At 59.8% G+C, this 22,884-nt stretch carries 25 protein-coding genes; 19 read left to right on the top strand and 6 right to left on the bottom strand.

From position 1 onward, the window contains the following. Positions 1–164 precede the first annotated feature (164 nt). The 3 genes from gyrB to dnaA all read right to left on the bottom strand — a co-directional run bounded on the left by gyrB (position 165) and on the right by dnaA (position 5,320). Positions 165–2,666 carry a DNA topoisomerase (ATP-hydrolyzing) subunit B gene (gene gyrB / locus ACZ0BA_RS21220; protein ID WP_463453154.1) on the bottom strand — a complete coding sequence of 834 codons (2,502 nt, stop codon included), beginning with the start codon at positions 2,664–2,666 and terminating at the stop codon, positions 165–167. 53 nt (positions 2,667–2,719) lie between these two features. Next, positions 2,720–3,826 (bottom strand): DNA polymerase III subunit beta, encoded by a 1,107-nt coding sequence (dnaN, locus tag ACZ0BA_RS21215; RefSeq protein ID WP_463453153.1) that lies wholly within the window; start codon positions 3,824–3,826, stop codon positions 2,720–2,722. Positions 3,827–3,922: 96 nt separating this feature from the next. Further along, positions 3,923–5,320 carry a chromosomal replication initiator protein DnaA gene (dnaA, locus tag ACZ0BA_RS21210; protein WP_463453152.1) on the bottom strand — a complete coding sequence of 466 codons (1,398 nt, stop codon included), beginning with the start codon at positions 5,318–5,320 and terminating at the stop codon, positions 3,923–3,925. Positions 5,321–5,713: 393 nt separating this feature from the next. Here dnaA and rpmH point away from each other — a divergent pair, with 393 nt between their 5' ends. The 17 genes from rpmH to ACZ0BA_RS21125 all read left to right on the top strand — a co-directional run bounded on the left by rpmH (position 5,714) and on the right by ACZ0BA_RS21125 (position 18,161). Then, entirely contained in the window at positions 5,714–5,848 is a 135-nt protein-coding gene (gene rpmH / locus ACZ0BA_RS21205) for a 50S ribosomal protein L34 (protein ID WP_010401996.1), read from the top strand. Between the two features lie 36 nt (positions 5,849–5,884). Next, positions 5,885–6,397, top strand: coding sequence for a ribonuclease P protein component (rnpA, locus tag ACZ0BA_RS21200; RefSeq protein ID WP_463454803.1), 513 nt, complete (start codon positions 5,885–5,887; stop codon positions 6,395–6,397). Beyond that, positions 6,394–6,666, top strand: a complete 273-nt coding sequence (gene yidD, locus ACZ0BA_RS21195) for a membrane protein insertion efficiency factor YidD (RefSeq protein WP_315222741.1) — start codon at positions 6,394–6,396, stop codon at positions 6,664–6,666. Before rnpA ends, yidD begins: the two co-directional genes overlap by 4 nt. A gap of 11 nt (positions 6,667–6,677) precedes the next feature. Further along, the gene (gene yidC, locus ACZ0BA_RS21190; RefSeq protein ID WP_463453151.1) at positions 6,678–8,378 is read left to right on the top strand and encodes a membrane protein insertase YidC; all 1,701 of its coding nucleotides are present in this window, start codon (positions 6,678–6,680) and stop codon (positions 8,376–8,378) included. 71 nt (positions 8,379–8,449) lie between these two features. Next, entirely contained in the window at positions 8,450–9,829 is a 1,380-nt protein-coding gene (mnmE, locus tag ACZ0BA_RS21185) for a tRNA uridine-5-carboxymethylaminomethyl(34) synthesis GTPase MnmE (protein ID WP_463453150.1), read from the top strand. A 164-nt stretch (positions 9,830–9,993) separates the two neighbouring features. Beyond that, the gene (locus ACZ0BA_RS21180) at positions 9,994–11,226 is read left to right on the top strand and encodes a tyrosine-type recombinase/integrase (protein ID WP_463453149.1); all 1,233 of its coding nucleotides are present in this window, start codon (positions 9,994–9,996) and stop codon (positions 11,224–11,226) included. 127 nt (positions 11,227–11,353) lie between these two features. Beyond that, positions 11,354–12,019, top strand: coding sequence for a hypothetical protein (locus ACZ0BA_RS21175; RefSeq protein ID WP_463453148.1), 666 nt, complete (start codon positions 11,354–11,356; stop codon positions 12,017–12,019). A gap of 109 nt (positions 12,020–12,128) precedes the next feature. After that, a complete protein-coding gene (locus tag ACZ0BA_RS21170; RefSeq protein WP_463453147.1) occupies positions 12,129–12,326 on the top strand; it encodes a DNA-binding protein in 198 nt (65 codons plus the stop codon). Continuing rightward, the gene (locus ACZ0BA_RS21165) at positions 12,323–12,550 is read left to right on the top strand and encodes a helix-turn-helix transcriptional regulator (RefSeq protein WP_463453146.1); all 228 of its coding nucleotides are present in this window, start codon (positions 12,323–12,325) and stop codon (positions 12,548–12,550) included. Before ACZ0BA_RS21170 ends, ACZ0BA_RS21165 begins: the two co-directional genes overlap by 4 nt. Further along, entirely contained in the window at positions 12,547–12,888 is a 342-nt protein-coding gene (locus ACZ0BA_RS21160; protein WP_463453145.1) for a helix-turn-helix domain-containing protein, read from the top strand. Before ACZ0BA_RS21165 ends, ACZ0BA_RS21160 begins: the two co-directional genes overlap by 4 nt. Then, the gene (locus ACZ0BA_RS21155) at positions 12,882–13,595 is read left to right on the top strand and encodes a phage antirepressor KilAC domain-containing protein (RefSeq protein WP_463453144.1); all 714 of its coding nucleotides are present in this window, start codon (positions 12,882–12,884) and stop codon (positions 13,593–13,595) included. Before ACZ0BA_RS21160 ends, ACZ0BA_RS21155 begins: the two co-directional genes overlap by 7 nt. A gap of 96 nt (positions 13,596–13,691) precedes the next feature. Next, a complete protein-coding gene (locus ACZ0BA_RS21150; protein WP_463453143.1) occupies positions 13,692–15,167 on the top strand; it encodes a plasmid recombination protein in 1,476 nt (491 codons plus the stop codon). Between the two features lie 60 nt (positions 15,168–15,227). Further along, positions 15,228–15,833 (top strand): DUF6651 domain-containing protein, encoded by a 606-nt coding sequence (locus tag ACZ0BA_RS21145; protein ID WP_463453142.1) that lies wholly within the window; start codon positions 15,228–15,230, stop codon positions 15,831–15,833. Positions 15,834–15,946: 113 nt separating this feature from the next. Beyond that, the gene (locus ACZ0BA_RS21140) at positions 15,947–16,267 is read left to right on the top strand and encodes a hypothetical protein (RefSeq protein WP_463453141.1); all 321 of its coding nucleotides are present in this window, start codon (positions 15,947–15,949) and stop codon (positions 16,265–16,267) included. 12 nt (positions 16,268–16,279) lie between these two features. Continuing rightward, the gene (locus ACZ0BA_RS21135) at positions 16,280–16,657 is read left to right on the top strand and encodes a DUF2280 domain-containing protein (RefSeq protein WP_463453140.1); all 378 of its coding nucleotides are present in this window, start codon (positions 16,280–16,282) and stop codon (positions 16,655–16,657) included. 326 nt (positions 16,658–16,983) lie between these two features. Continuing rightward, positions 16,984–17,226 carry a hypothetical protein gene (locus ACZ0BA_RS21130; protein ID WP_463453139.1) on the top strand — a complete coding sequence of 81 codons (243 nt, stop codon included), beginning with the start codon at positions 16,984–16,986 and terminating at the stop codon, positions 17,224–17,226. A 218-nt stretch (positions 17,227–17,444) separates the two neighbouring features. Next, on the top strand, positions 17,445–18,161 hold the full coding sequence (locus ACZ0BA_RS21125; RefSeq protein ID WP_463453138.1) for a hypothetical protein: 717 nt from the start codon (positions 17,445–17,447) through the stop codon (positions 18,159–18,161). A 1,070-nt stretch (positions 18,162–19,231) separates the two neighbouring features. On the opposite strand, the gene ACZ0BA_RS21120 is transcribed toward ACZ0BA_RS21125, so the two are convergent. Then, positions 19,232–19,780, bottom strand: a complete 549-nt coding sequence (locus ACZ0BA_RS21120; protein ID WP_463453137.1) for a DUF4145 domain-containing protein — start codon at positions 19,778–19,780, stop codon at positions 19,232–19,234. Between the two features lie 281 nt (positions 19,781–20,061). On the opposite strand from ACZ0BA_RS21120, the gene ACZ0BA_RS21115 reads away from it, so the two are divergent. Further along, positions 20,062–20,628, top strand: coding sequence for a recombinase family protein (locus tag ACZ0BA_RS21115; RefSeq protein ID WP_463453136.1), 567 nt, complete (start codon positions 20,062–20,064; stop codon positions 20,626–20,628). Between the two features lie 166 nt (positions 20,629–20,794). Here the strand turns inward: ACZ0BA_RS21115 and ACZ0BA_RS21110 are convergent, their stop codons facing one another. Together ACZ0BA_RS21110 and ACZ0BA_RS21105 are read right to left on the bottom strand one after the other, a co-directional pair. Beyond that, positions 20,795–21,175, bottom strand: coding sequence for a response regulator (locus ACZ0BA_RS21110; protein WP_463453135.1), 381 nt, complete (start codon positions 21,173–21,175; stop codon positions 20,795–20,797). 247 nt (positions 21,176–21,422) lie between these two features. Continuing rightward, complete coding sequence (locus ACZ0BA_RS21105) at positions 21,423–21,659, bottom strand: hypothetical protein (RefSeq protein ID WP_463453134.1); 237 nt, start codon at positions 21,657–21,659, stop codon at positions 21,423–21,425. 468 nt (positions 21,660–22,127) lie between these two features. Here ACZ0BA_RS21105 and ACZ0BA_RS21100 point away from each other — a divergent pair, with 468 nt between their 5' ends. Then, complete coding sequence (locus ACZ0BA_RS21100) at positions 22,128–22,490, top strand: hypothetical protein (RefSeq protein WP_463453133.1); 363 nt, start codon at positions 22,128–22,130, stop codon at positions 22,488–22,490. Positions 22,491–22,884: the final 394 nt, after the last annotated feature.

The raw sequence follows: 22,884 nt of genomic DNA, 5'->3' as shown, positions 1-22,884 counted from the left end.
GGAGCCTGTTCTAATTAACTATGCTTTGGTTTTCAAGCTAAGGCACAGTTTTTCCTTTTGTGTGTCAGTTGACAAGTAGGCCAGTCGCATTAAGTAGCGACTATTAGTCGCAGAATTGTGGCGCCAGTTGCAAATAGTTTGGCGCCCTACGGTCGCCTGACAGATTAAACGTCAATATTCCCCGCCCGCAGAGCATTATTCTCAATAAACGCCCGGCGCGGCTCCACATCATCCCCCATCAGCGTAGTGAAGATCTGATCCGCAGCAATCGCATCCTCAATCTGCACCTTCAGCAAGCGCCGCACGGTCGGATCCATGGTGGTCTCCCACAGCTGATCCGGATTCATCTCACCCAGACCTTTGTAGCGCTGCTTCGACACCACCCGTTCCGCCTCGTCGCGCAGCCACTGCATCGCGTGGTGGAAGTCGACCACGGCCGATTCCTTGGTCCGCTCGCCTTCGCCACGGCTGACGATCGCGCCTTCGCCGATCAAGCCCTTGAACGTTGCCGCCGCGCTGGCCAGCACGTTGTAGTCCGCGCCCTGCACGAAGTCGGCGTCGATCGCGCTGACCTTCACGTTACCGTGATGCATGCGCTCGATGCGCAGCGCGTGCTTCTCCGACAGCTCGTCCGAAATCACCGTCACCTTGACGGCGATATCGTTGATCTCCTTCGACAGCGCGGCCGCCGACGCCTCAGCCAGCTCCTGCGTGCTCAAATCCAGGGTCACGCCGGTCATGATGGCGGTCAGCGCGGCGCGGTCGATCACGCGCGTCAGGCGCATCATGATGACGTTGGCCAGGTTGAACTGACGCACCAGCTCGGCCAGCGGTTCGCCGACGATCGGGTCTGCACCCTCGCGCGGCGTGAGCACGGCGGTGTTGAGCGCCACGTTCATCATGTAGGTCGCTTCCTCGGCGTCATCCTTCAGATAACGCTCGTCGCGGCCGGCCTTGACCTTGTACAGCGGCGGTTGCGCGATGTAAATGTGGCCGCGCTCGACCAGTTGCGGCATCTGGCGGTAGAACAGGGTCAGCAGCAGCGTGCGGATGTGGGCGCCGTCGACGTCCGCATCGGTCATGATGATGATGCGGTGGTAGCGCAGCTTCTCGACGTTGAATTCGTCCGGGCCGATCGAGGTGCCGAGTGTGGCGATCAGCGTGGTGATCTGCTCCGACGACAGCATCTTTTCAAAGCGCGCCTTTTCCACGTTCAAGACCTTACCGCGCAGCGGCAAAATCGCCTGGAACTTGCGGTCGCGGCCCTGCTTGGCGGAGCCGCCTGCGGAGTCACCCTCGACGATGTACAGTTCGCACAGGGCCGGGTCTTTTTCCTGGCAGTCGGCCAGCTTGGCCGACAGGCCCAGGCCGTCCATGATGCCTTTGCGGCGGGTCAGGTCGCGGGCCTTGCGGGCCGCTTCGCGCGCGCGCGCCGCTTCGACGATCTTGCCGCAGATGATTTTGGCGTCGTTCGGTTTTTCCTGCAGGTAGTCCGACAAGGTCTTGGCGACGATCTCTTCAACCGGGCCGCGCACTTCCGACGACACCAGCTTGTCCTTGGTCTGCGACGAGAATTTCGGCTCGGGCACCTTGACCGACAGCACGCAGGTCAGGCCTTCGCGCATGTCGTCGCCGGAGATTTCAACCTTGGCCTTCTTGGCGAATTCCTGCTCGTCGATGTATTTGTTGATGACGCGGGTCATCGCCGCGCGCAGGCCGGTCAGGTGGGTGCCGCCGTCGCGCTGCGGGATGTTGTTGGTGAAGCACAGCACCTGTTCGTTGTAGGCGTCGTTCCATTGCATCGAGACGTCGACCGAGATGTTGGTGTTCTGGTCCGACATGCGTTCGCCGGTGGCCTGGAACACGGTCGGGTGCAGCACCGTCTTGGCTTTGTTGATGTATTCGACGAAGCCGCGCGTGCCGCCTTCGAAGGCGAAGATTTCTTCCTTGCCGTTGCGCTGGTCGCTCAGGCGGATGTTGACGCCGTTATTGAGGAACGACAGTTCGCGGATACGCTTGGCCAGGATTTCGTAGTGGAATTCGACGTTGCCGAAGATGGTTTCGTCGGCCCAGAAGTGGACGTCTGTGCCGCGCTTGTCGGTGTCGCCGATGACCTTGATCGGGGAGACGGCGACGCCGTCGACCATTTCGATTTCACGGTTGACCGGCACGCCGCGCGCGAATTCCATGAAGTGGACCTTGCCGTTGCGGCGGATGGTCAGCTTGAGCGTTTTCGACAGCGCGTTGACGCACGATACGCCGACGCCGTGCAGGCCGCCGGAGACTTTGTACGAGTTCTGGTCGAACTTGCCGCCGGCGTGCAGTTCGGTCATGACGATCTCGGCGGCGGAGCGCTTCGGATCGTGCTTGTCGTCCATCTTCAGGCCGGTCGGTACGCCGCGGCCGTTGTCGGTGATCGAGATCGAGTTGTCCGAGTGGATGGTGACGTGGATTTCCGTGCAGTGCCCGGCCAGCGATTCGTCGATCGAGTTGTCCAGCACTTCGAACACCAGGTGGTGCAGACCCGTGCCGTCCGAGGTGTCGCCGATGTACATGCCGGGACGTTTGCGTACTGCTTCCAGACCTTCAAGGATCTGGATCGATGCTGCGCCGTATTCTTCGGTCGGTACCACTGGGGCTGGATTCTCTGCTGGGATGGCGGACATGTGCTGCTTTCTCTGATTATCGATTACTGGTGTTGACTGGCTGCTGCTGGAACTTAGATCCGCATCGGCATAACGACGTACTTGAAGTCGGTGTTGTCCGGGATCGAGATCAGCGCCGACGAGTTCGAGTCGCCCAGGGCGACGTTGATCTGGTCGCACTTGAGGTTATTGAGCACGTCGAGCAGATAGGTGACGTTGAAGCCGATGTCGACGCTGTCGCCGCCGTAGTCGATCTCCAGTTCCTCGACCGCTTCTTCCTGGTCGGCGTTGGTCGAGCTGATCTTCATGCTGCCCGGCGTGATGATGCAGCGCACGCCCTTGAACTTGTCGCTGGTCATGATGGCGGCGCGTTGCAGCGAACGCAGCAGCTCATCGCGGCCGATCGTGAATTCGTTCTTGTAGCCCTTCGGGATCACGCGCGTGTAGTCGGGGAACTTGCCCTCGACCAGCTTCGAGATCAGCTCGATGTCGGCGAAGGTCAGTTTGACCTGGTTGGCGGCGATGTCCAGTTGAACGGTCTCGTCGTTTTCTTCCAGCAGGCGCTGCAGTTCGATGATGGTCTTGCGCGGGATGATCACTTCCTGGCGCTCGAACGTTTGCTCGGTTTCCACCTGGCAGAACGCCAGGCGGTGGCCGTCGGTGGCCACGGCGATGACGTTGTTGCCGTCCAGGACCAGCAGCAGGCCGTTCAGGTAGTAGCGGATGTCCTGCTGCGCCATCGAGAAGTGCACCATGTTGAACAGGTGCTTCAGGGTTTTTTGCGGCAGGGTCACGCTGGCGCTGTAGCTGTCGGCCTGCTGGACGGTCGGGAATTCCTCGGCGGCCAGGGTTTGCAGCGCGAAGCGCGATTTGCCCGTTTGCACGGTCAGGCGCTTGTTGAGCAGCGTCATCGTCACGTCGCCCGATTCCGGCAGCGCGCGCAGGATGTCGAGCAGCTTGCGGGCCGCGACGGTGGTGCCGGCCACGTCGGCGCCGGAGCCGATCTGGGCGTTCGTGGTGATCTGGACTTCGGTGTCGGTCGACAGGAAGGATACGTTTTCGCCGTCTTTGCGGATGAGGATATTGGCCAGAATCGGCATAGTGTGCCGACGCTCGACAATACCACTCACGATCTGCAGTGGCCGGAGAAGGGTATCTCGGGTGGTTTTGACCAATTGCATAGATTATCCTCAGTAGTAAAGATTAACGATATTTCAATATTAACTTGTGTGCAGCTCTGCAGTTCGACCAATCATAATGGCAAAACTAGCGTCCCGCTAGCCCTTCAGCGTTTGTTCCAGCACGTGCAGTTCGTGGTTGCATTCCGGGTTCTTGGTGCGGTCCAAAGCGATCTTGCGCACGGCATGCAAAACGGTCGTGTGGTCGCGTCCGCCGAACAGTTCGCCGATTTCCGGCAGGCTCTTTTGCGTCAGTTCCTTGGCCAGGTACATGGCGATCTGGCGCGGCCGGGCGATGTTGGCCGGACGGCGCTTGGAGTACATGTCGGCGACCTTGATGTTGAAGAAGTCGGCCACCGTCTTCTGGATGTTTTCCACCGAGATCTGGCGGTTCTGCACCGACAGCAAGTCCTTCAGCGCTTCCTTGACGATGTCGATCGTGATGTCCTTGCCGTGGAAGCGCGAGTACGCCAGGATCTTGCGCAGCGCGCCTTCGAGCTCGCGCACGTTCGAGCGCAGGTGCTTGGCGACGAAGAAGGCGACGTCGTCCGAGAAAGTGACGCCTTCCTGCTTGGCCTTCTTCAACAGAATGGCGACCCGCATTTCCAGCTCCGGCGGTTCGATCGCGACCGTGAGGCCCGAGTCGAAGCGCGAGATCAGGCGGTCGTCCATGCCGGTGATTTCCTTTGGATACGTGTCCGAGGTGATGATGATCTGTTTCTTGGCGGCGATCAGCGCTTCAAACGCGTAGAAGAACTCTTCCTGCGTGCGGCTTTTGCCTCCGAAGAACTGAATATCATCGATCAGCAGCATGTCGAGCGAGTGGTAGTAGTGCTTGAAGTCGTCGAAGCCCTTGCGCTGGTACGCGGTCACCACGTCGCGCACGTATTGCTCGGCGTGGATGTAGCGGATCTTCGCGCCCGGCTGGTCGGCCATGACCTGGTTGCCGATGGCGTGGATCAAGTGGGTCTTACCCAGGCCGACGCCGCCGTAGAAGAACAGCGGGTTGTACGACACGCCCGGGTTGTTGGCGACCTGGATGGCGGCGGCGCGCGCCAGCTGGTTGGCCTTACCGGTCACGAAGCTGTCGAACGTCAGATCGGTGTTGATGCGGCTTTGCTCGCGGCGGGGCGCGGCCGACGCCGGCAGCTCGGGCACCGACGGCACCGGATCGGAATTGCGCGGGTGGTTGTTCGGGTTGCCGTCGTTGTAGTCCGGCGCCGGCACCACGGTGGCCGGCTTGCGCGGCATCGACAGGCGCGGGTCGAGCACGAACTGCACCTCGGTCGGCGCTTCCCAGTACTGGCTGGCCAGCGCGGTGATGCGGCTGGCGAACTGCGACTTGACCCAGTCCAGCTTGAAGCGGTTCGGTGCGGCCACACGCAACTTGCCCGCCTCGTAATCGAGTGGGATGAGCGGTTTTATCCACGCGCTAAATTGTTGCGGCGTCAGTTCCAACTCCAACTGTGCGGAGCAGGTCTGCCAGAAATTTTCCATGAATCTTATCTATTCTCTACTGCTGATGAGGGTGTGGAACGGGGTTGTTGTACCGCCGGTTCGCCACACGTAACGCGCTATTCTACTCTCGCTCGCTAAAGTTATCCACAGGCACGCCGCTTATTTTCGTACTTTCGGCTGAGCTGGAATCGCCGGCAAACCGGATCTGTTGTTGACAAGCAGGGCCGAAATGCTGATAATTCAGGGTTCCCCGCCCGTATTCCGTGTTTATTCACTTGAACGTCAATATGGAGTAAGCGTGGATTAGCGGGCGATGAGATGGACCCAGCTGTGCCGGCAGCGTTGGCATGGGTGCGCGAAGTGTCATTGGCACCAAAAATTGACGGGCGCTGGCCCGATTTTGTATTTTTTTCTGCTTTTAGCGAGACCAACATGAAACGTACTTACCAACCTTCCGTCGTGCGTCGTAAACGCACCCACGGCTTCCGCGCTCGTATGGCTACCCGTGGTGGCCGTGATGTGCTCAACGCACGTCGCGCAAAAGGCCGCAAGCGTCTGGCTGTATAAGCCACCTGCTTGTTAGCTGATCGCGTGGAAAGCTGTATTTCAAGCGGCTCGACAGGCGAAGGTTCCCACGACTTCGCGCGCGTTCGGCGTATCGTTAAAACGGATGAATTTTCATCCGTTTTTCGTTTGCGCCCTACGCAAAAAAGCGCGCACTTCGTGCTCTACACCCGCCTGAACGAATTGCCGCATGCGCGGCTGGGCGTCGTGGTGGCCAAGCGCTTCGCGCCCCGGGCCGTCACGCGCAACACGATCAAGCGCGTCACCCGCGAGCTGTTCCGCGTGACCGGCCTGCCCGCCATCGATTGCGTGGTGCGCCTGGCCAAGCCGGTCAACAGCAAGGACGGACCCGCCACCACGGCCGCGCTCAAACGGGCGCTGCGCGTGGAATTGGCACGTCTGTTCGCCGCGCAGGCCAAGTTGTCCGGCCGGCAGGCCGCGCAAGGAGTGCCAGTGCCAGTGCCAGTGCCAGTGCCGCCGGCTTCGGCTTCGGTATCTGCAGCGCCGGCGGCCTTGCCAACGGCGACGACGCCTCCACTTACGCCGTCATGACCAAAGTTCTCCGCTTCCTGCTGCGCGCCTACCAGTTGACCATCAGTCCGCTGCTGGGGCCGCGTTGCCGCTTCTATCCGAGCTGCTCGAATTACGCGCTGGAAGCGTTACAGGTGCATGGCGCCGGCAAGGGCAGCTGGCTGGCCGCCAAACGCGTGTGCCGCTGCCATCCGTTCAACGATGGCGGCTTCGATCCGGTGCCTCCCAAGGACGCGCCGGATGCCAAGAATTCCTCTTCAACGACCGCTTGCGGTTGCAACCACTCCTGATAAATACCCTAATGGATATCAATAAACGTACCATCCTGTGGATCGTGTTTGCCGTGTCGCTGGTAGTTCTATGGAACAACTGGATGGTCTCGACCGGCCAGCCTTCCATGTTCGCCCCGGCCCCGGCCCAAACCGCCAAGGCGCCCGAGGCGAAGAAATCGGAACTGCCGACCGCCGCCGCCACCGGCGCGACCGCCGGCGCCGCCGCATTGCCTGGCGCGCCAGCGGCCGACGCACCGTTCAAGAGTGAGCGCATCACCGTAACGACCGACCTGTTCAAGGTCGACATCGACACCCTGGGCGGCACCATCCGCCGCCTGGAACTGCTGCAGTATAAGGACGGCGTCGATACCCACAAGAACCAGGTGCTGTTCGACGTCGACAGCGCCACCGGCAAGACCTATCTGGGCCAGACCGGCCTGATCGGCGCGCCCGGCCTGCCGAACCACACCACCGGCTTTGTCGCCCGTCCAGGTCCGCGCACGCTCGACAGCGGCAACCAGATCCAGCTGGTGCTCGATTCGGAGCAGGGCGGCGTCAAGCTGACCAAGACCTTCACCTTCAAACGCGGCGACTACGTCATCGATGTGCGCCACGACGTCACCAACGTCGGCACCGCGCCGGTCAAGCCTGAGCTGTACCTGCAACTGGTCCACGACGGCAACAAGCCTGCCGGCGACTCGTTCTTCAACAGCAGCTACACCGGCCCGACCCTGTACACGGCGGCCGACAAGTATCACAAGCTGAAGTTCGAGACGCTGGAGAAGGACGCCGAATCCGCCGCCAAGTCCGGCAAGGATGTGGTGCAGGAGCACCCGACCAAGGCCGACAACGGCTGGGTCGCGATCTCGCAGCACTTCTTCGTCTCGGCCTTCGTACCGCAGGACAAGACCCCGCGCACCATCTTCACCAAGAAAGTGACGACCAACCAGTACGCGATCGGCACCATCCAGCCGCTGGGCACGTTGGCGCCGGGCGCCACGGTCAGCAACAGCGCGCGCCTGTATTCGGGCCCGCAGGTTGAGAAGATCCTGGAAAAAGTCACCCCTGGCCTGGAGCTGGTCAAGGACTACGGCATGCTGGCCGTCATCGCCAAGCCGATCTTCTGGGTCATGGACCACATCCACAGCGTGCTGGGCAACTGGGGCTGGACCATCATCGTCTTCACGATCCTGATCAAGCTGCTGTTCTTCCCGCTGTCGGCCGCCGGTTACAAGAGCATGGCCAAGGTCAAGCTGGTCACGCCGAAGATGCAGGCCATCCGCGAGCGCTACAAAGGCGATCCGGCCAAGATGAACCAGGCTACGATGGAACTGTACAAGGCCGAGAAGATCAATCCGCTGGGCGGCTGTCTGCCGATCCTGGTGCAGATGCCGGTCTTCATCGCCCTGTACTGGGTGCTGCAAGCGGCAATTGAAATCCGTGGCGCGCCATGGATCGGCTGGATCACCAACCTGGCCGCGCCGGACCCATGGTTCATCCTGCCGGTGCTGTACGCGATCTCGATGTACATCACCACCAAGCTGAACCCGGCGCCTGCCGACCCGATGCAAGCGAAGATCATGCTGTTCATGCCGCTGGCGTTCTCGGTCATGTTCTTCTTCTTCCCGTCCGGCCTGGTGCTGTACTGGGTGGTGAACAACGTGCTGTCGATCGGTCAACAGTACGTCATCAGCAAGAAATACGGCGCACCGGCTGTCGCCAAGGCCTAGTCTTAGCGTTTAGTGTTGCCAGGAAGCCCGTGTTGATCGCGGGCTTTTTTTATATCCTCTACAATTAGCCCATGAATATCGACTCCTCCCCCATCGCCGCCATCGCCACCGCACCGGGGCGCGGCGGCATCGGCGTCGTGCGCGCCTCCGGCAAGAATCTGCAACCGCTGATCGCCGCGCTGTTCGGCGCCACCGCGCTGAAGCCGCGCCACGCCACCTACATTCCGTTCACGCAGGCCGACGGCGCCATCATCGACCAGGGCATTGCGGTCTGGTTCAAGGGACCGAACTCGTACACCGGCGAGGATGTGCTTGAGTTGCAGGGGCACGGCGGACCGATCGTGCTGCAGTTGCTGCTGGCGCGCGTGCTGGAAGCGGGCGCCGAGCTGGGCTTGCGGCTGGCCGAGCCGGGTGAATTCACGCGCCGCGCCTACCTGAACGACAAGCTCGACCTGGCGCAAGCGGAGGCGGTGGCCGACCTCATCGACGCCTCGACCGAAGCGGCGGCCAAGTCGGCGTCGCAATCGTTGTCGGGCGTGTTTTCAAAGACGGTCAACAAGCTGGTGGAGGGCGTCACCGGCTTGCGCATGCTGGTCGAAGCGACGCTGGATTTCCCCGAGGAGGAGATCGACTTCCTCGAGAAATCGGACGCGCGCGGACAGTTGGCCGGCATCGTCGGCGCGCTGGACCAGGTGTTCAAGCAGGCGGCGCAGGGCGCGCTGCTGCGTGAGGGACTGAGCGTGGTGCTGGTGGGGCAGCCGAACGTCGGCAAATCGTCGCTGTTGAACGCGCTGGCCGGTTCTGATGTCGCCATCGTCACGCCGATCGCCGGCACCACGCGCGACAAGGTCACCGAAACGATCCAGATCGAAGGCATACCGCTCAACATCATCGACACGGCCGGCATACGCCACGCCGACGAAACGGTCGATGTGGTCGAGCGCATCGGCATCGAGCGCACCTGGGGCGAGGTCGGCAAGGCCGACGTGATCCTGCATCTGCTGGACGCCGACCACGGCCCGTCGCGCGCGGATGAAAACATCGTCGCCGCCTTCCCGGCAGGCGTGCCGGTGCTGCGCATCTGGAACAAGATCGATTTGTCCGGCCACAAGCCGAGCGTGGACGCGATGCCGGATGCCACGCATGTATATCTGTCGGCGCACGAGAACATCGGCATCGACCTGCTGCGCAAGGAATTGCTGCGCATCGCCGGCTGGCAGCAGACGGGCGAATCGCTGTACCTCGCGCGCGAGCGGCACCTGATCGCGCTCAAGAACGCCGGCGCGCATCTGGAGCGTGCCGGCGAGCACGCCGCGCAAAACGATCAGTCGCTGGATTTGTTCGCGGAAGAATTGCGCCTGGCGCAAGCGCAGCTATCGAGCATCACGGGCGCGTTCTCGTCGGATGATTTGCTAGGCGTCATCTTCAGCCGCTTCTGCATCGGAAAATGAGTAGTTGCCCAGCATTGCCAAAATGCGCCAAGATAGCCGACATAAAGTGTTGAAAATCAAAGGGTTATGCGCAAAGTTTGCCCATATGCGCCAATTGACAGCAAGTGTTTTTCAGTACACAATTCAGTACACAATCATCCATAGAAAAAGTCTGTGTACTCAAAATGCCTAAAGCAGCCATCCCACTGAACGACAAGCGCATCAAGGCCATGAAGCCGAAGGAAAAACGCTACTTGGTCGCCGATGGTGGCGGCCTGGCGCTGGAGGTGATGACGTCCGGCGCTAAGATCTGGCGCTACCGCTACTCACTGAACGGCAAGCAGCAGCCACTGGTGACGATTGGGGACTATCCGGCGATCAGCCTGTTGGATGCGCGCGACCGGGCGCGAAAGTACGCGGAATCGGTTTCGGATGGCATCTCGCCGATAGCTGAGGCCAGGAAGGATAGGGGGGCGACAAAGGTGCTCGACTCCGTCCGTGCCTTCGCCGATGAGTGGTTCGAGTCGGAGATCGCGGGAAAGTCCGACTCGTATCGAACGGTGACCCGCCGCGCCCTCGACAAGGACATCCTGCCGGCGATCGGGAATATGGCGCTGGTCGACGTCAATGCCGGCCACGTGCTGGCCATCTGCGATAAGGTCAAGGGGCGCGGCGCGCCGCAAATGGCGCTCTTCACCCGCAACGTCGTGAAGCGCATGTACGAATATGCGATCTCGCGGCAGGCTGTTGCCGTCAACCCAGCTCAGCAGCTGGTCGCTCGCTTCATTGCCACGCAGCAGAGCCGCACCCGCGTGCTGGCGCCGGATGAGATTGGCCGCCTGCTGCGCGCCGTCTACGCCTCCAACATGAGCCGCGCCTATAAGTTGGCGCTGCATCTGCTGGTGATCACGATGGTGCGCAAGTCCGAGCTGATTGAGGCCGAGTGGAGCGAGTTCGACCTTGAGGCCGGCGTGTGGCGCATCCCGGCCGCGCGCATGAAGAAAGATAACGAGCATTGGGTGTATCTATCCGCCCAGGCGGTCGAGATGGTCCGCGAGCTGCAGACGCTGTCGCATAGCCAGCGCTTTCTGTTCGCGATGCGGCGCGGCTACGAGGACCGGCCGATTGCCAAATCCACGCTGAACCAGGCTGTTCGCGCGATGAAGTCTGACCTGCAGCACTTCGTCATCCATGATTTCCGCCGCACCGCGTCGACCCACCTGCACGAGATGGGCCTGTCGTCGGACGCTATCGAGAAAGCGCTGGCGCACCAGATCCGAGGGATAAAAGGCGTGTACAACCGGGCCGAGTACGCGGATGAGCGCCGAAAGATTTTGCAGCTTTGGGCTACTTTCGTAGATGCGCAGATAGCCGAGGGCGGTAAGGTAGTCGCCGGCCGATTCCGAAAAGCAGCATAGACGGCGCCGCGCCCGACAGCGCCGGCAAAAGTTTAAAGCACCAGCATAGGTTAGCTCCCGAAAAGCGGCTCTTCACCGCCTGGCTGGTGCCCCGATTCTTGAAGAGAGCCACCTTGAAGGGGTGACCATGAACAGAAACCAACGCTTGCGCGTCAGCGCGCTAAATGACCTTCAACGATTTTGCCCTGACGCGCACTACTGGCTGCGCGAGCACAGCCCGCAAGCAGACTTGGAGCTCTCTAACATTGTTCTGGCTAACCCTGGCAGCCTGAGGCCAACGCTGCGCGAATTGGACGCCGCCCAAGCGCTCAGCTATTTTGCGCAGTATGAGATCCGCAGCCGCACGATTTGGGACAAAATCAATCCCGTGATGGATGCTACCGCGCCGAGGCTGGAACCGAGCGAGGAGGAGGAGCGCGCAAGGGCGGATGGCGAGCGCGAGATAGCCGCGCGGCTAGAGGTTTTCCGAAATGCCGCTCTGACCTATGCGCGCACCGTCGGCGACCCGCAGCTGATCGAGGGGTTCCAGCCGTTGCCGGCACCTGTGGTACTGGGGACATCGGGCGCCGACGCGGCGCCGAAAGCTGAGCGGCAGGATGCGGCGATACTCGGCTGGCTACGGGAAAATGGATACAACCCGATAGCTTTGCCGGATCGGCCCTCAGGCAAGGCGGGAGTTAAGGCGCTAGTGTCGGACGATGCGCTCAAGGACCGCAAGCTCTTTAGTGAAAAATCGTTCGATATCGCCTGGGCTCGCCTGCGCAAAGATAAGAAAATCATCGGTGGGGAATAGGTGTACCTGCTTGGGTATCCCCTAAATTGGGGTATAGGGGAGTCTTGCGGGGGGAGATAGTCGTCATGGAACGATGCATGTCATTGAACATCACTGAAAGTGACATGACATGCAAACTACCCAACAGGCTTCCGTTCGGGCGACGATGACGACAGCAGAGGCTGCCACCGCCCTGAACCGCAAACCCCAAACGCTCAACAAGTGGGCGTTCACCAAAACCGGCCCGGTGCAACCCGTCCGGATCAATCGCCGCCTGGCTTGGCCGACTGAAGCCATTGTCGCCCTGTTGAACGGTGGCCAGCAATGAGCGCCAACGTATCGACCTCCCTGCCGCTGGTCGGCATGTCTCGCTGGCTCCAACTGCAACACATCATCCCAGTATCCCGCGAGAAGTGGCGCCAGCTGGTCAACGCCGGCCGCGCGCCCGCACCTGTTCGGCTGAGCGAGCGCTGCAGCATGTACCCGAATGCCGAGGTGCACCGGTGGCTGGCTGACCCGATCGGCTACCGCGCGGAAGGCGGTGCAGCATGACGCACCCACCACGGAAGCCAAAAAAGACGAAAGGCGCAGCCCCCAGCAAAGAGAATGCGCCCTCCAAAAACAAATTACCGCCCAATTATAAGGCAATTTCCAGCCGTTCGACAGCAACATCTGATCAGCACGCCCGTGTGCTCGAATTGCTGCGCATCTCCCCGAAGACCACCTACAACCTGCGTGCGCATGGGATCGCCCAATGCGCGACCCGCATCTATGAGCTGAAGGCGCTGGGCTACCGCATCACCAAGACGACTGTGACCGCTGTGGACTCCGACGGCTACATGCACGCCGGCGTTGCGCTGTATTCGCTCAGCGAGGTGGCAGCATGCTGAGCGCACTCAACGACAAGGCCGCCCCAATGATGAGCAGCCGCGAAATGGCCGAGCTTACCGAAAAACGCCATGACAGCGTAAAGCGGACCATTGAGACCTTAGCTACAAAAGGCATCACATCCCAGCCACAAATTGTGGATGGGGATCGATCGGCTAATGGCATCGTCGAGAAGCTGTATTTGGTCGGCAAGCGCGACAGCTATATCATCGTGGCGCAGTTGTCGCCTGAGTTCACCGCGCGCCTGGTCGACCGCTGGGAGGAGCTGGAGGCCGCCGCAGCATCCGGGGCGCTGCCGGACTTTACCAATCCGGCCGCAGCCGCGCGCGCCTGGGCGGATCAGGTCGACGCGCGCGAGGCGCTGCGCCTCGAGCTGGCAGCAGCGGCGCCGGCGGTGGAGTTTGTTCAGGGGTATGTCGACTGCACTGGGCTGAAAGGCTTCCGCCAGGTCTGCAAGCTGATCGGCGCCAACGAGGCTGTGTTCCGCCAGTTCTTGACCGACAGGGACGTCATGTACTTGCTGGGCCGGGAGTGGATGCCCTACGCTGCGCACCTGGCCGCCGGCCGCTTCAAGGTCAAGGCCGGCAAGTCCGACCTCAACGGCCACGCGTTTAATTCGGCGCGCTTCACCCCCAAGGGCGTCAACTGGGCGGCGGGCGAGTTTGCCAAGTACCTGCTGGAAGTACGTCAGGGCAGCGCCAATGCTTAATCGCATGTTCGCTATCACCCTGCGCCCGCTGGCGCCGCCACCGCCAGGCCTGTTCGCCCTGCTGGTGCTGCTGGCCAGCGCCCTCCGAGGTTGTGCATGAAAGCAGGTTTCGCCCTCAACATCGAGCGCCTGTACGGTTCTGGCATCATCCGCGTCGCTGCCAAGCACCTGCTGCGCGAGCTTGCCGCCGAGCTCGGCGCTGACAGCCACATCGACGCTGCGCGCATCAAGGACAACGTCGTCTTGCGCGGCCCCGATACGTCCGCTGGCGTCGCCGCTCTGGCCAAGTCGCTGATGGATGCGGCCGGCGTGACGAAGTGCCGCAAGGGCGCCGTAACGGGGCTGGAGCTGTTGTTCACCCTTCCGGCGACGGCGGCGATCGATCCTCGCCAATACTTCGAACAGGCCACGCGCTGGGCCGAGCAGTACTTCGGCGTGCCGGTGCTGTCATGCGTCCTGCACATGGATGAGGGCTCGCCGCATGCCCATGCGCTGTTATTGCCGCTGGTCGACGGCCGCATGGGAGGGTCCGACCTCCACGGCGGCAAGGCCAAGCTGGCGGCAATGCAGACGAGCTTCCACGAGGCGGTAGGCGCGCCGCATGGCCTGCCCAAGTACGTGCCGCAGAAGCGCCTCAGTGCGCCGGTGCGCGCGTCAGCGATGGATCTGGCCCGTCAGTCGCTCCAGGCCAACGCAGCGCTTAACGACGACATCATCGACGTGCTGCTGGCCCCACATGCGAAAGACCCGGCGCCGCTGCTCCTGGCGCTCGGCATCGCCATGCCGACGACCCAGACGCCGGCCAAGGATTTCGTCAGCATGATGATATCGCCATGCAAAGCGGAGAAGCGCAGCCATACAGGGGAAGCCGACTATCGCCACATAGGGAAACAGATTCAACCCGCGCCAACGGTGTCGCTTCCCGATACCTGTGTCGGGGAAGGAAATCCTGCCTCCCCAAATCCAGTCCATGAGCAGCCGCACCGGCCCGCCCAGGGTATGCAGGCCTTCCAGCACACCTCAGCACTGGCCGCCGACCAGGTCGATATCCTCCTGAGATTTCAGGAGGCCCGCGCGTCCTGCGTCGATCTCCTTGAAGCTCAGGAGATTCCCGCGCCGGCCGGCGACGTCAAGGCCGTCCACCAGCTGGGCACCCTTGCGGTCGACCACCACCAGCCCGGCGCCAACGATACGGCCAGCCGATCAGCTGAAAGTTCAGCGCATCTCGATATGAGCAAAAGTGCTCACGTCTCCAAGCCCGCCACCACCGGCGACACCAAGCCGGTGGATTGCGTCGCGTTGGTCGGACATCAGCCCACCACCACCCCCGCGCCGTGTGCGAACGGGATGCGTCCGCACAAAGGCCGGCGGGTGGATGGCAGAGATCAATCCAGAAATGGCGACATCTCTGCCACCCCTCCCGGCAACCTGCTCAAAACTGAGCAGGTCGACCGGCAGGCCGGCCACGTCCGCGCGCGCCGGCGCTCGTTCAAAGGGGGCGCAGGAATAGCACCCCCTACGCGATCGCCGGACCACTGCGCCACCGGCCCGCCGGCCAGCGCCAGCCCCTGAGCGGCATCCGTAAGCGAAGTGGGATTTCCCCACTTCGAATAAATTGATAGAAAGAAATATATGAAACTGAAATTGAACAAAGACGGCTCGGCCGTTGTCCGTGACGGCATGCCCTTGTACGTCGCGGATGATGGCACCGAGCGCGGAATCGACGGCGCCGCCGCTTTCAAGCTGGCACTGGGCAAGCATTTCGAGGCGTCGCCTGTCATGTCGCGCTTGAAGCTCCCGGCTGACATCATCGCCGCGTCATTCGGCAGCCATTTCGATATCCAGGGCGGCAAGTTCGTGGCGCTGGACAAGCACGGCATCAAGGAATATTCCAGCAGTCGCCCCGGTGAAGTCGCAACGTTCGATGAAGCGCTGGGCCAGCTCATCGACCGCTACCCAAATAAAAGCATGCTCCTGAAAGAGCTGGATGCGCCGGGCGCCGCCCAAGCGCCTGGCCAGCAGCAAGGGAAAGGCGGCACCGTAACACGCGCTGCTTTCGATGCGATGCCGCCGGCCGCCCGTGCCAAGTACATCACCGGCGGCGGCCGCATTGCGGATGTCGCCAGCGCCGCCCCACCTGCGCCACCTTCCGGAAGCATCACCCGAGCCACCTTTGACACCCTGAACCCCCAAGAGCGTGCCAAGTACGTCACGGGCGGCGGCAAGGTGGCTGACTAAGCCAAGCGGCCCGCTGGGCGGCTTTCGCTGCCCGGCAGGCCCAACCACACCCGCATGGTCTTTTCGCGTCGCCACGGCGCGATAAGTGGCCTTGCCGGGTAAACGGAGATGAGATGAACGACCGAGAACTGACAAATGCCGCGCTGTTGTGGCACACCGCCCACGCGCGCCGGCTGGCCGTCGGGAAGGAAAAGCGCCGCCTCGACGCCCAGCTCAAGGCCGGCGGTGATGATGGCTGGAGCCTGCAGCGAAGCATCCAGCAGAGCGAGGCCGGGCGCCAAGTCACCGAACTGAAGCGCAAGGAACTGGCCGCCTTGCGCGCGCTGGCCAGGGTCTGTGCGAAGCAGCGCGGACACCTGCAGTCCGCCGATATCATCGATGTGGATGGCACTGCGGTGCTGCTGGCCGGCGCCGGCTTGCTTGACCTGGCTTGACAGGGAGGAGTCATGCGAGGCTTGCCCACCGCCGTGAGAATGCATATCCTGACTGAGCTCGCGTGCTTTGCCGCGCCCTCGAAGGTGGCCGCCTCGGTCAAAGAAAAATTCGGTATCGATGTGAGCCGCCAGTGCGTTGAGGCGCACCACCCGGAGCGCAAGGCCGGCGCCAAGCTGAACCCGGCCTTGCGCGCGCTGTTCTATGAAACCCGGGTGAAGCTGGTTGCCGAACTAGACGACATCGGCATGGCCCACCAAGCGTGCCGTCTGCGAGGGCTGGAGCGGATGCTCGAGCAGGCCGAGCGGATGGGGAATCTAGCCCTAGCCGCGCAGATCGTCGAGCAAGCCGCGCGCGAGATCGGCGGTATGTACGTAGGCGGCCGGATTTAGCCGAATAGGTTCGCAGAAGGTTCGCGGATGGTGCGCAGTTTCAGTGCCGATGACCGCGCAGCCGAAGAAAGCCCATCGTCATAGGTAAAACAACGGCGGTTCAGGCCACAAACCTGCTGATTTGCGAGCGATTCTGACGCGAATAGGTGCGCACTTTAGTTCGCACTTCGTGCGCGATAAAGCCGAATATCCGGAGCGTATCGCCGAGCGCCAAGACGGTACGCAGGCCGATAAGCACCTCAACGGCACCCGTCGCGTCACAACCAGAGAATGCTACTATCCCAGCAGTGGGGACCACCCGGCCCCCGCAGTTAGCCGGAGGATGCGTGAAAGTCAAAGATCTGATTGCTCAGCTTAGCAAACTCGACCCGAATCTCGATGTGTTTTGCCATGATGACAGCCCCATACCTATTCCCGAGGGCTACACCGGCCCCTTCGAGATTACAGACGTAGGCTCCCAAAAAGTAGTCATTTCTAGCGACGCCGTCGGCATGGTGACCATTAGCTTCGACAATGAAGCCCCTGGCGCGCGACTCACAGCGCTGATCGGCATAACCTCGGACGTTTAAGCTCCCGAAAGGCGAACTCAGCTGCAAATGTCATCTAGTGCTCTCACGTACTAGATGGCTGGGTGGTGCGCTGAGTAGGTAGCGGGCGGCAAATAGCTTGCTGACGTCGCATACTCCAGGGCGATTGCAGGGAATTGCTCAAATAAAACGTTGATTTTTTGATAGAATCGTTAGTTCGGTATGGATGAGCAGCTGTCATAATTATTGAAAGTGTACCAATGTCAGACCACAAAATTGTTCCGGACAAGGTTACTAAGCCCATTCAGCTCCTAGCCGCGTGGCTAGTAGGTTTAATAATAGTAGACATCGCGTTTTTGACTGCGGCGCAGCAAATTTCAAGACCGGAATGGGCTGCAGGCTGGTTAGTGGGCGCGGCGATTTTAAACGTGCCCCTATTTATTGGCGCACTCTTTTTATTGCAGACGAAATTTAGGCCGCAAATGCAGGAAGATTCTTATTATTCCAAATATTTGGAAAGTGGCTATCCTTCTAATATCGGAGCTGAAGCAATAGTGAAATCCGAGGTCATTGAAACGAGCAGAAAAATCGTTGAGCGATTGGGTCCCGAAGTGGCGGGTCAGGAAGATTCGATCTCTGAAGTCTTAGAACAGTCAAGAGATGATTCGCTCGTAGCAAAATATGGTGGCAGCAGGTCTCTATCCGAACTCTTCGTAGCACCGAGGACTTGGGGCGATGTGGTCGCTCTGTATGAGGAAAACCCATCGTTCATTCGGGATGTTGAGGCCTTGAAAAACGAAGGTCTGATCCTGGCCACGTCTGGAGATTATGTCGATGCCCGATTGACAGACTTGGGAACGCGGGTCGCTCGAACTGCGAGAGAGAAGCGGTTGCTGTTTTCTCAAACTAGACCTGACACGTGGTCAACTATGAGAATCAGTTTAGTTAAAGGTAATCGGCAACGATGGGGAGCATGAGCAAATACAACTCTCATTTGTTGAGAAATTTTATTGATAAGCGACGAGGGAGCGGTGCGTAACTGTGCGGGTGTTTTATCCTTGGATTTCCCGGACCGCGTCAATGCTGGTTTTTAGGCCACGAACGGCCTAGGGCGTGCGCGGCACGCGGCACCGGCGCGTAAAGCCGAACTGCCTCAGTTTGAGGGGGTGTCCACAATGTGTGGCTGACCCATTCGCCATTGACGGACGGGATGCAGATCGATGAACCCCCAATGGGGGATGGGATGCACTTCCACCACCGGCGGAAGACTCCTCAATTTGAGGAGTTCGCGATCTACAGGATTTCCTGTGTTTTCCGCTGCGCCGCCGCGTCGGTACACCACCCGAAAATTTGGGCGGTCGTCAAACTCCGGGATTTCCCGTAGTTATCGGAATGCAAATCCGGAAATCCTGCTTAGGTTGTTGGGAAAATTTCCGGCTACTGCTGAGACGCGGGAAAAATTTCGTTCGTCTCCAAATGCCGGCGAAAGCGGGAATACCCCGAGCCGCGTCCATCTCCTGCAATGCAGGACGTCACCCCTCGGCAGCGCGGTCCATAATTTTTTGGAGCGTGCCCGCTACCCCAGACATCGCATTCAAACGAATTTGATCGGCTTCCGCCGGACCAGGTACATAAGGGAAAATCCCGCATGTAGAATCAGCCTGCCGCAAATGCGGGGAAATCCCGGGTTTGGACATGGGCGCCGGCGTTACCGGAAAATCTGGTAATGAGTGCGACGCGCTGCCGGCCTGATCCTGTGACAATCACACATTACCACTGCACAATTCTGTGCCCATGCAAACACGAGCGATATCGGAAATTCGGGAGCGGGGCCGCCACCTCAAAACTGAGGAGACGGTCAGGACCCGCGCCACTATCGGAAAATGGGTAGTGGGGCCGTCCAACCAATTTTGGTGATTCGATACCCATGCGATAAATCTCGGATCGCCAGTCGGCGCCCCGCCGTTAGGGATATTTTTCCCAGATGGTCCGAGTACCACTCTTTCTCCCCTCATCGAGTGCCCATCGCTTCCCTCAAGAATCAAAACTAAGCATCTCTCCTCTCGATCCCCTGCAGAGCTCCAGCAGGTAGTGCCTGGTAAAGCTCCTGCACGCGTGCCGGCAAAGAAATCTGGTACTCAACAATCATGTTGACTAGAGGAAACAACTGCTCCGCTACCCCGACATCGTCGGCATCAAGTTTGCCCGGGTGTACGGCGTTGTTTCCAGTGATGCGGACCACATCTAAAGCCTGCTGTATCTGCTTTGGCAGCCCCAAGGCGACTAGCGCAGCAATATCAGCGTTGATATTAATGCCCGATTGCCCGAGGTGGACCATCAGCTTTTGGACAACAAGTCGAAGCAATGCAGCCGCGCCACGCGGGGATGTCTCGCAGATTGCAGCCGCCTCTCGATAGTCGATTGCAATATCGCTCGGCATGTCAGGATTTGGAGGGGCCGTCCGAACAGCAGGAGGATATGCGTAATTACCGTCGACCCATACGCAAGCGGCGTGGCAAGCGTGACACAAACTGAAAATCAAATCCGCGTTATGCAACTCGGCCTCAGAAAATCTTACGTTGGTCACATTAAGCATGGCAAATCCCCATTTAGGCTGCCGGGCCAAGACGTGGCAATGTGGGCAAGTAAAAGACTTCGCTCCTAGACTCGGTGGCTGATAGCTCATTTTCGATCCCGGTAAGGGTTTGACAACGTTGCGGCAGTGTACAGCGAGATGGGAATGCCTGTTAGAAAACGAACGATTACTAACATCACCAAAGATCAACACAAATCACTGTTGGAAATATAGGGCTTGCTATTTCTAACAGGTGAGGATATTCTAACAGTGTTTTCTAACAGTCCTCACCGGAGAATCACATGGCAACCTTCGCATACGGCCGCGTCAGCACCACCGAACAGAGCGCAGACAATCAGAAGCTGGAAATCGAAGCCGCCGGCCATGTGGTCGATTACTGGTTCGCCGATACGATCAGCGGCAAGATTAGCGCCAAGCAGCGCCCGCAGTTCGCCGCGCTGCTCGGCCAGATCCGGAACGGCGAAACGCTGGTGGTCGCCAAGCTTGACCGTCTGGGCCGCGACGCGCAGGACGTCGGCGCCACCGTCAAGCTGCTGGCCAGCCGCAAGATCAGCGTCATCGTGCTGCAACTCGGCAAGCTCGACCTGACGTCGCCGGCCGGCAAGATGATGCTGACCATGCTCGCCGCCGTGGCCGAGATGGAGCGCGACATGCTGGTTGAGCGCACGCACGCCGGCCTGGCCCGCGCCAAGAGCGAAGGCAAGACACTGGGCCGTCCGTCGAAGACTAGCGCCGAGCAGCGCGCCGATATCATCACCAAGTACGCCGCCGGCGAGAGCGTCAGCGCGCTGGCCCGCCTCTACAGCGTCTCGCGCGCAAACATCCTGGGCGTGGTCAAGCCGGCCTGAGTTGCCTAGGGCTGAAGTACACCGGCGGTGGGCATCGGCGCCACCGGCCAGCCCGCCCCGATACCGCTTCCCGCTGGCAACCTGACTGGCAACCGCCGCGCGCGTCGCCGGCGGTGTCGTTGCTGCGAACGATACCCCAGGCGAAACGGCGAATGACGGCTGAGCCTTAAGCAGTGTACGAGTTCAAAGTTTGAACTATTTGTTCTATCGGAATAGGCTTGACCAAATGTTCCCGGAAACCTGCGGCAGTAGTTCGGGCTAATGTGTCAGCGTCATTCCTGGCCGTAAGAGCTATCAAAGGTATGGTTTTCAATGCGGGAGATTGGGATAGCAAAGCGGCAACTGAAAACCCGTCCATCCCTGGCATGCTCAAATCCAGCAAAATCACATCTGGGATGAGGTCAGCGGCTCGCTGGATGCATTCTTGTCCACCATACGCCGCCAAGGCCATATGGCCATAAAATTTTAGAAGAGCGACTGTCATATCAGCCGCATCGCGGTTGTCATCGACAACCAAAACACGTTTGGGGGGAAATGCAGAGGCCATGATGTCCTAGCGAAAGGAGCGACTAAGCGCTATTTACGGCAGGTTTTAGGCCGGAGAAAGGAGGTGAGCAGGTGTGGCTCATTGCCTCGATGAAACTGATTATAACGGAGAATAATTGCACTTGCTTTTCCATGCCTCGTATCGAACTTAATATTTACGGGTCATTGTCGCCACGCCCGCTCTCATTGAACCGGACTTCAAACAGACAAAGGCATCTTGCTGGAAATTTTAGCTAGGCGCCCCTCGGTTACTTGATGCGGATAAATCCGAGGGAAGTGCCTAACACCACTGCGCCGAGCCCTGAACTCCTGGTAGCGGGCAAATATTCCGAGCTGAAACCATTGGCAAACTCTTTTCCTTCACGGCCTCGAATGGCGGTGATGTACATTACCGGGTCATCGAACCCACCGTCAACAGCCTCAACGACTATCTCTTGGTCGTCATCATATTCGGCCAAAACTTTCAAAAGCTCGCTTTTTTTCATCAGCATCCCCCGCAGTGTCGACGGCATATTTTGCCATGCGTTGCCACTGGAGGTTATCCCGTTTGAAACGCCGCCTGCGTAGCGGTGTGGGATTTCCCATAGCGCCAGGGCGAGGCAGGATTTCCGGTATCGGTACCGTATGCCGAAAACTGGGCGAACGGCGCCTATCCGTCCCGGCTCAGCGCCGCGCGCCCTAACGTGTGATTTTCACATGATTGGACCGGTCGGCAACCGCCTCGAAACACAGGATTTCCCCGTATTTGCGGCAGGCCGATTCTACATGTGGGATTTTCCCGTATGTACTTGGGCACCCCGACGGGCAACCTGCGAAAATTCCGGCGGCACATAGCACACCTCATTCGCTCGAACGCGATGTTGCGGCACAGCCTCGTACGTCGATTTCGCTCCTAGCAGATGGCTTGTGAGAGCTTGCCTGGTGATAAAATTCGTCTTCTTATGGAGACGTTTATGCAGTTTTTATGCGAAGTTCGGGGCCAACAACATTTAGTTCGGGCCGACAGGGTTGGCGGGTACACGATGGTCTATTTTGCACCGGCCGACAATCTGGAAACCATCGTCACCTATCAGCTTTTCCCTGCGGTGATAGATGAGACTTATGCGCCTGAGAGCGCTGTTTTTCTTGCGCGTGTGGCGCGCATTGCTCTTGCCCACTTCGAGCATGCAGCTACACCGTTCCCCCTCATAAGTGTGATTGCATACACGTCTGAGCTGCCGACATATACGGGTGATTTGGCTGTGACTCAATCGCACCATGATGCTCCGAGAAAGAGTACTCCCCGCAAGCTTCCTATCCAGGCCACCGACGCCTGACGTCCTGCGATGCAGGAGATTGACCTCCCCGTAGGTATTCCCGTTTTCGCCGGTATTTGAGGGCTGAGCCGGATTTCCGGCTTTGAGCATACGCCGTGCTTTCCCGTAGTTTCATTTTGATAAAACTACAGGAAATCCTGTAGATGGCAACCTCCTCAATCTGAGGAGTTACCGCGTTTAGCGCCATGTCGCAGTTAATACCGGAAATCCGATAATTGCGAAATTTCGCATTTCTTCATTGGAACCGTGCAGTTAGTCCAAACCCAATCAGGCTAACATTTGTGATTAACAATATAAATTACTTAATTTTCCGCAACCGTTATAATTGTGCACAGCAACAAACCTGCCATGTGCCAAGTTCTCCGCGCCTCCTCCGGCAACACCTCGTTCCTCA

This window comes from Duganella sp. AC917 (assembly GCF_979258245.1).
Note: the sequence above shows the minus strand (reverse complement) of the source record. Positions and strands in the feature narration are given on the sequence as shown.

Bases quoted from the DNA above. Each gene is read 5' to 3' on its own strand.
- gyrB (WP_463453154.1), bottom strand. From the start codon at position 2,666: ATGTCCGCCATCCCAGCAGAGAATCCAGCCCCAGTGGTACCGACCGAA.
- dnaN (WP_463453153.1), bottom strand. From the start codon at position 3,826: ATGCAATTGGTCAAAACCACCCGAGATACCCTTCTCCGGCCACTGCAG.
- dnaA (WP_463453152.1), bottom strand. From the start codon at position 5,320: ATGGAAAATTTCTGGCAGACCTGCTCCGCACAGTTGGAGTTGGAACTG.
- rpmH (WP_010401996.1), top strand. From the start codon at position 5,714: ATGAAACGTACTTACCAACCTTCCGTCGTGCGTCGTAAACGCACCCAC.
- yidD (WP_315222741.1), top strand. From the start codon at position 6,394: ATGACCAAAGTTCTCCGCTTCCTGCTGCGCGCCTACCAGTTGACCATC.
- yidC (WP_463453151.1), top strand. From the start codon at position 6,678: ATGGATATCAATAAACGTACCATCCTGTGGATCGTGTTTGCCGTGTCG.
- mnmE (WP_463453150.1), top strand. From the start codon at position 8,450: ATGAATATCGACTCCTCCCCCATCGCCGCCATCGCCACCGCACCGGGG.
- ACZ0BA_RS21180 (WP_463453149.1), top strand. From the start codon at position 9,994: ATGCCTAAAGCAGCCATCCCACTGAACGACAAGCGCATCAAGGCCATG.
- ACZ0BA_RS21175 (WP_463453148.1), top strand. From the start codon at position 11,354: ATGAACAGAAACCAACGCTTGCGCGTCAGCGCGCTAAATGACCTTCAA.
- ACZ0BA_RS21170 (WP_463453147.1), top strand. From the start codon at position 12,129: ATGCAAACTACCCAACAGGCTTCCGTTCGGGCGACGATGACGACAGCA.
- ACZ0BA_RS21165 (WP_463453146.1), top strand. From the start codon at position 12,323: ATGAGCGCCAACGTATCGACCTCCCTGCCGCTGGTCGGCATGTCTCGC.
- ACZ0BA_RS21160 (WP_463453145.1), top strand. From the start codon at position 12,547: ATGACGCACCCACCACGGAAGCCAAAAAAGACGAAAGGCGCAGCCCCC.
- ACZ0BA_RS21155 (WP_463453144.1), top strand. From the start codon at position 12,882: ATGCTGAGCGCACTCAACGACAAGGCCGCCCCAATGATGAGCAGCCGC.
- ACZ0BA_RS21150 (WP_463453143.1), top strand. From the start codon at position 13,692: ATGAAAGCAGGTTTCGCCCTCAACATCGAGCGCCTGTACGGTTCTGGC.
- ACZ0BA_RS21145 (WP_463453142.1), top strand. From the start codon at position 15,228: ATGAAACTGAAATTGAACAAAGACGGCTCGGCCGTTGTCCGTGACGGC.
- ACZ0BA_RS21140 (WP_463453141.1), top strand. From the start codon at position 15,947: ATGAACGACCGAGAACTGACAAATGCCGCGCTGTTGTGGCACACCGCC.
- ACZ0BA_RS21135 (WP_463453140.1), top strand. From the start codon at position 16,280: ATGCGAGGCTTGCCCACCGCCGTGAGAATGCATATCCTGACTGAGCTC.
- ACZ0BA_RS21125 (WP_463453138.1), top strand. From the start codon at position 17,445: ATGTCAGACCACAAAATTGTTCCGGACAAGGTTACTAAGCCCATTCAG.
- ACZ0BA_RS21120 (WP_463453137.1), bottom strand. From the start codon at position 19,780: ATGCTTAATGTGACCAACGTAAGATTTTCTGAGGCCGAGTTGCATAAC.
- ACZ0BA_RS21115 (WP_463453136.1), top strand. From the start codon at position 20,062: ATGGCAACCTTCGCATACGGCCGCGTCAGCACCACCGAACAGAGCGCA.
- ACZ0BA_RS21110 (WP_463453135.1), bottom strand. From the start codon at position 21,175: ATGGCCTCTGCATTTCCCCCCAAACGTGTTTTGGTTGTCGATGACAAC.
- ACZ0BA_RS21105 (WP_463453134.1), bottom strand. From the start codon at position 21,659: ATGAAAAAAAGCGAGCTTTTGAAAGTTTTGGCCGAATATGATGACGAC.
- ACZ0BA_RS21100 (WP_463453133.1), top strand. From the start codon at position 22,128: ATGCAGTTTTTATGCGAAGTTCGGGGCCAACAACATTTAGTTCGGGCC.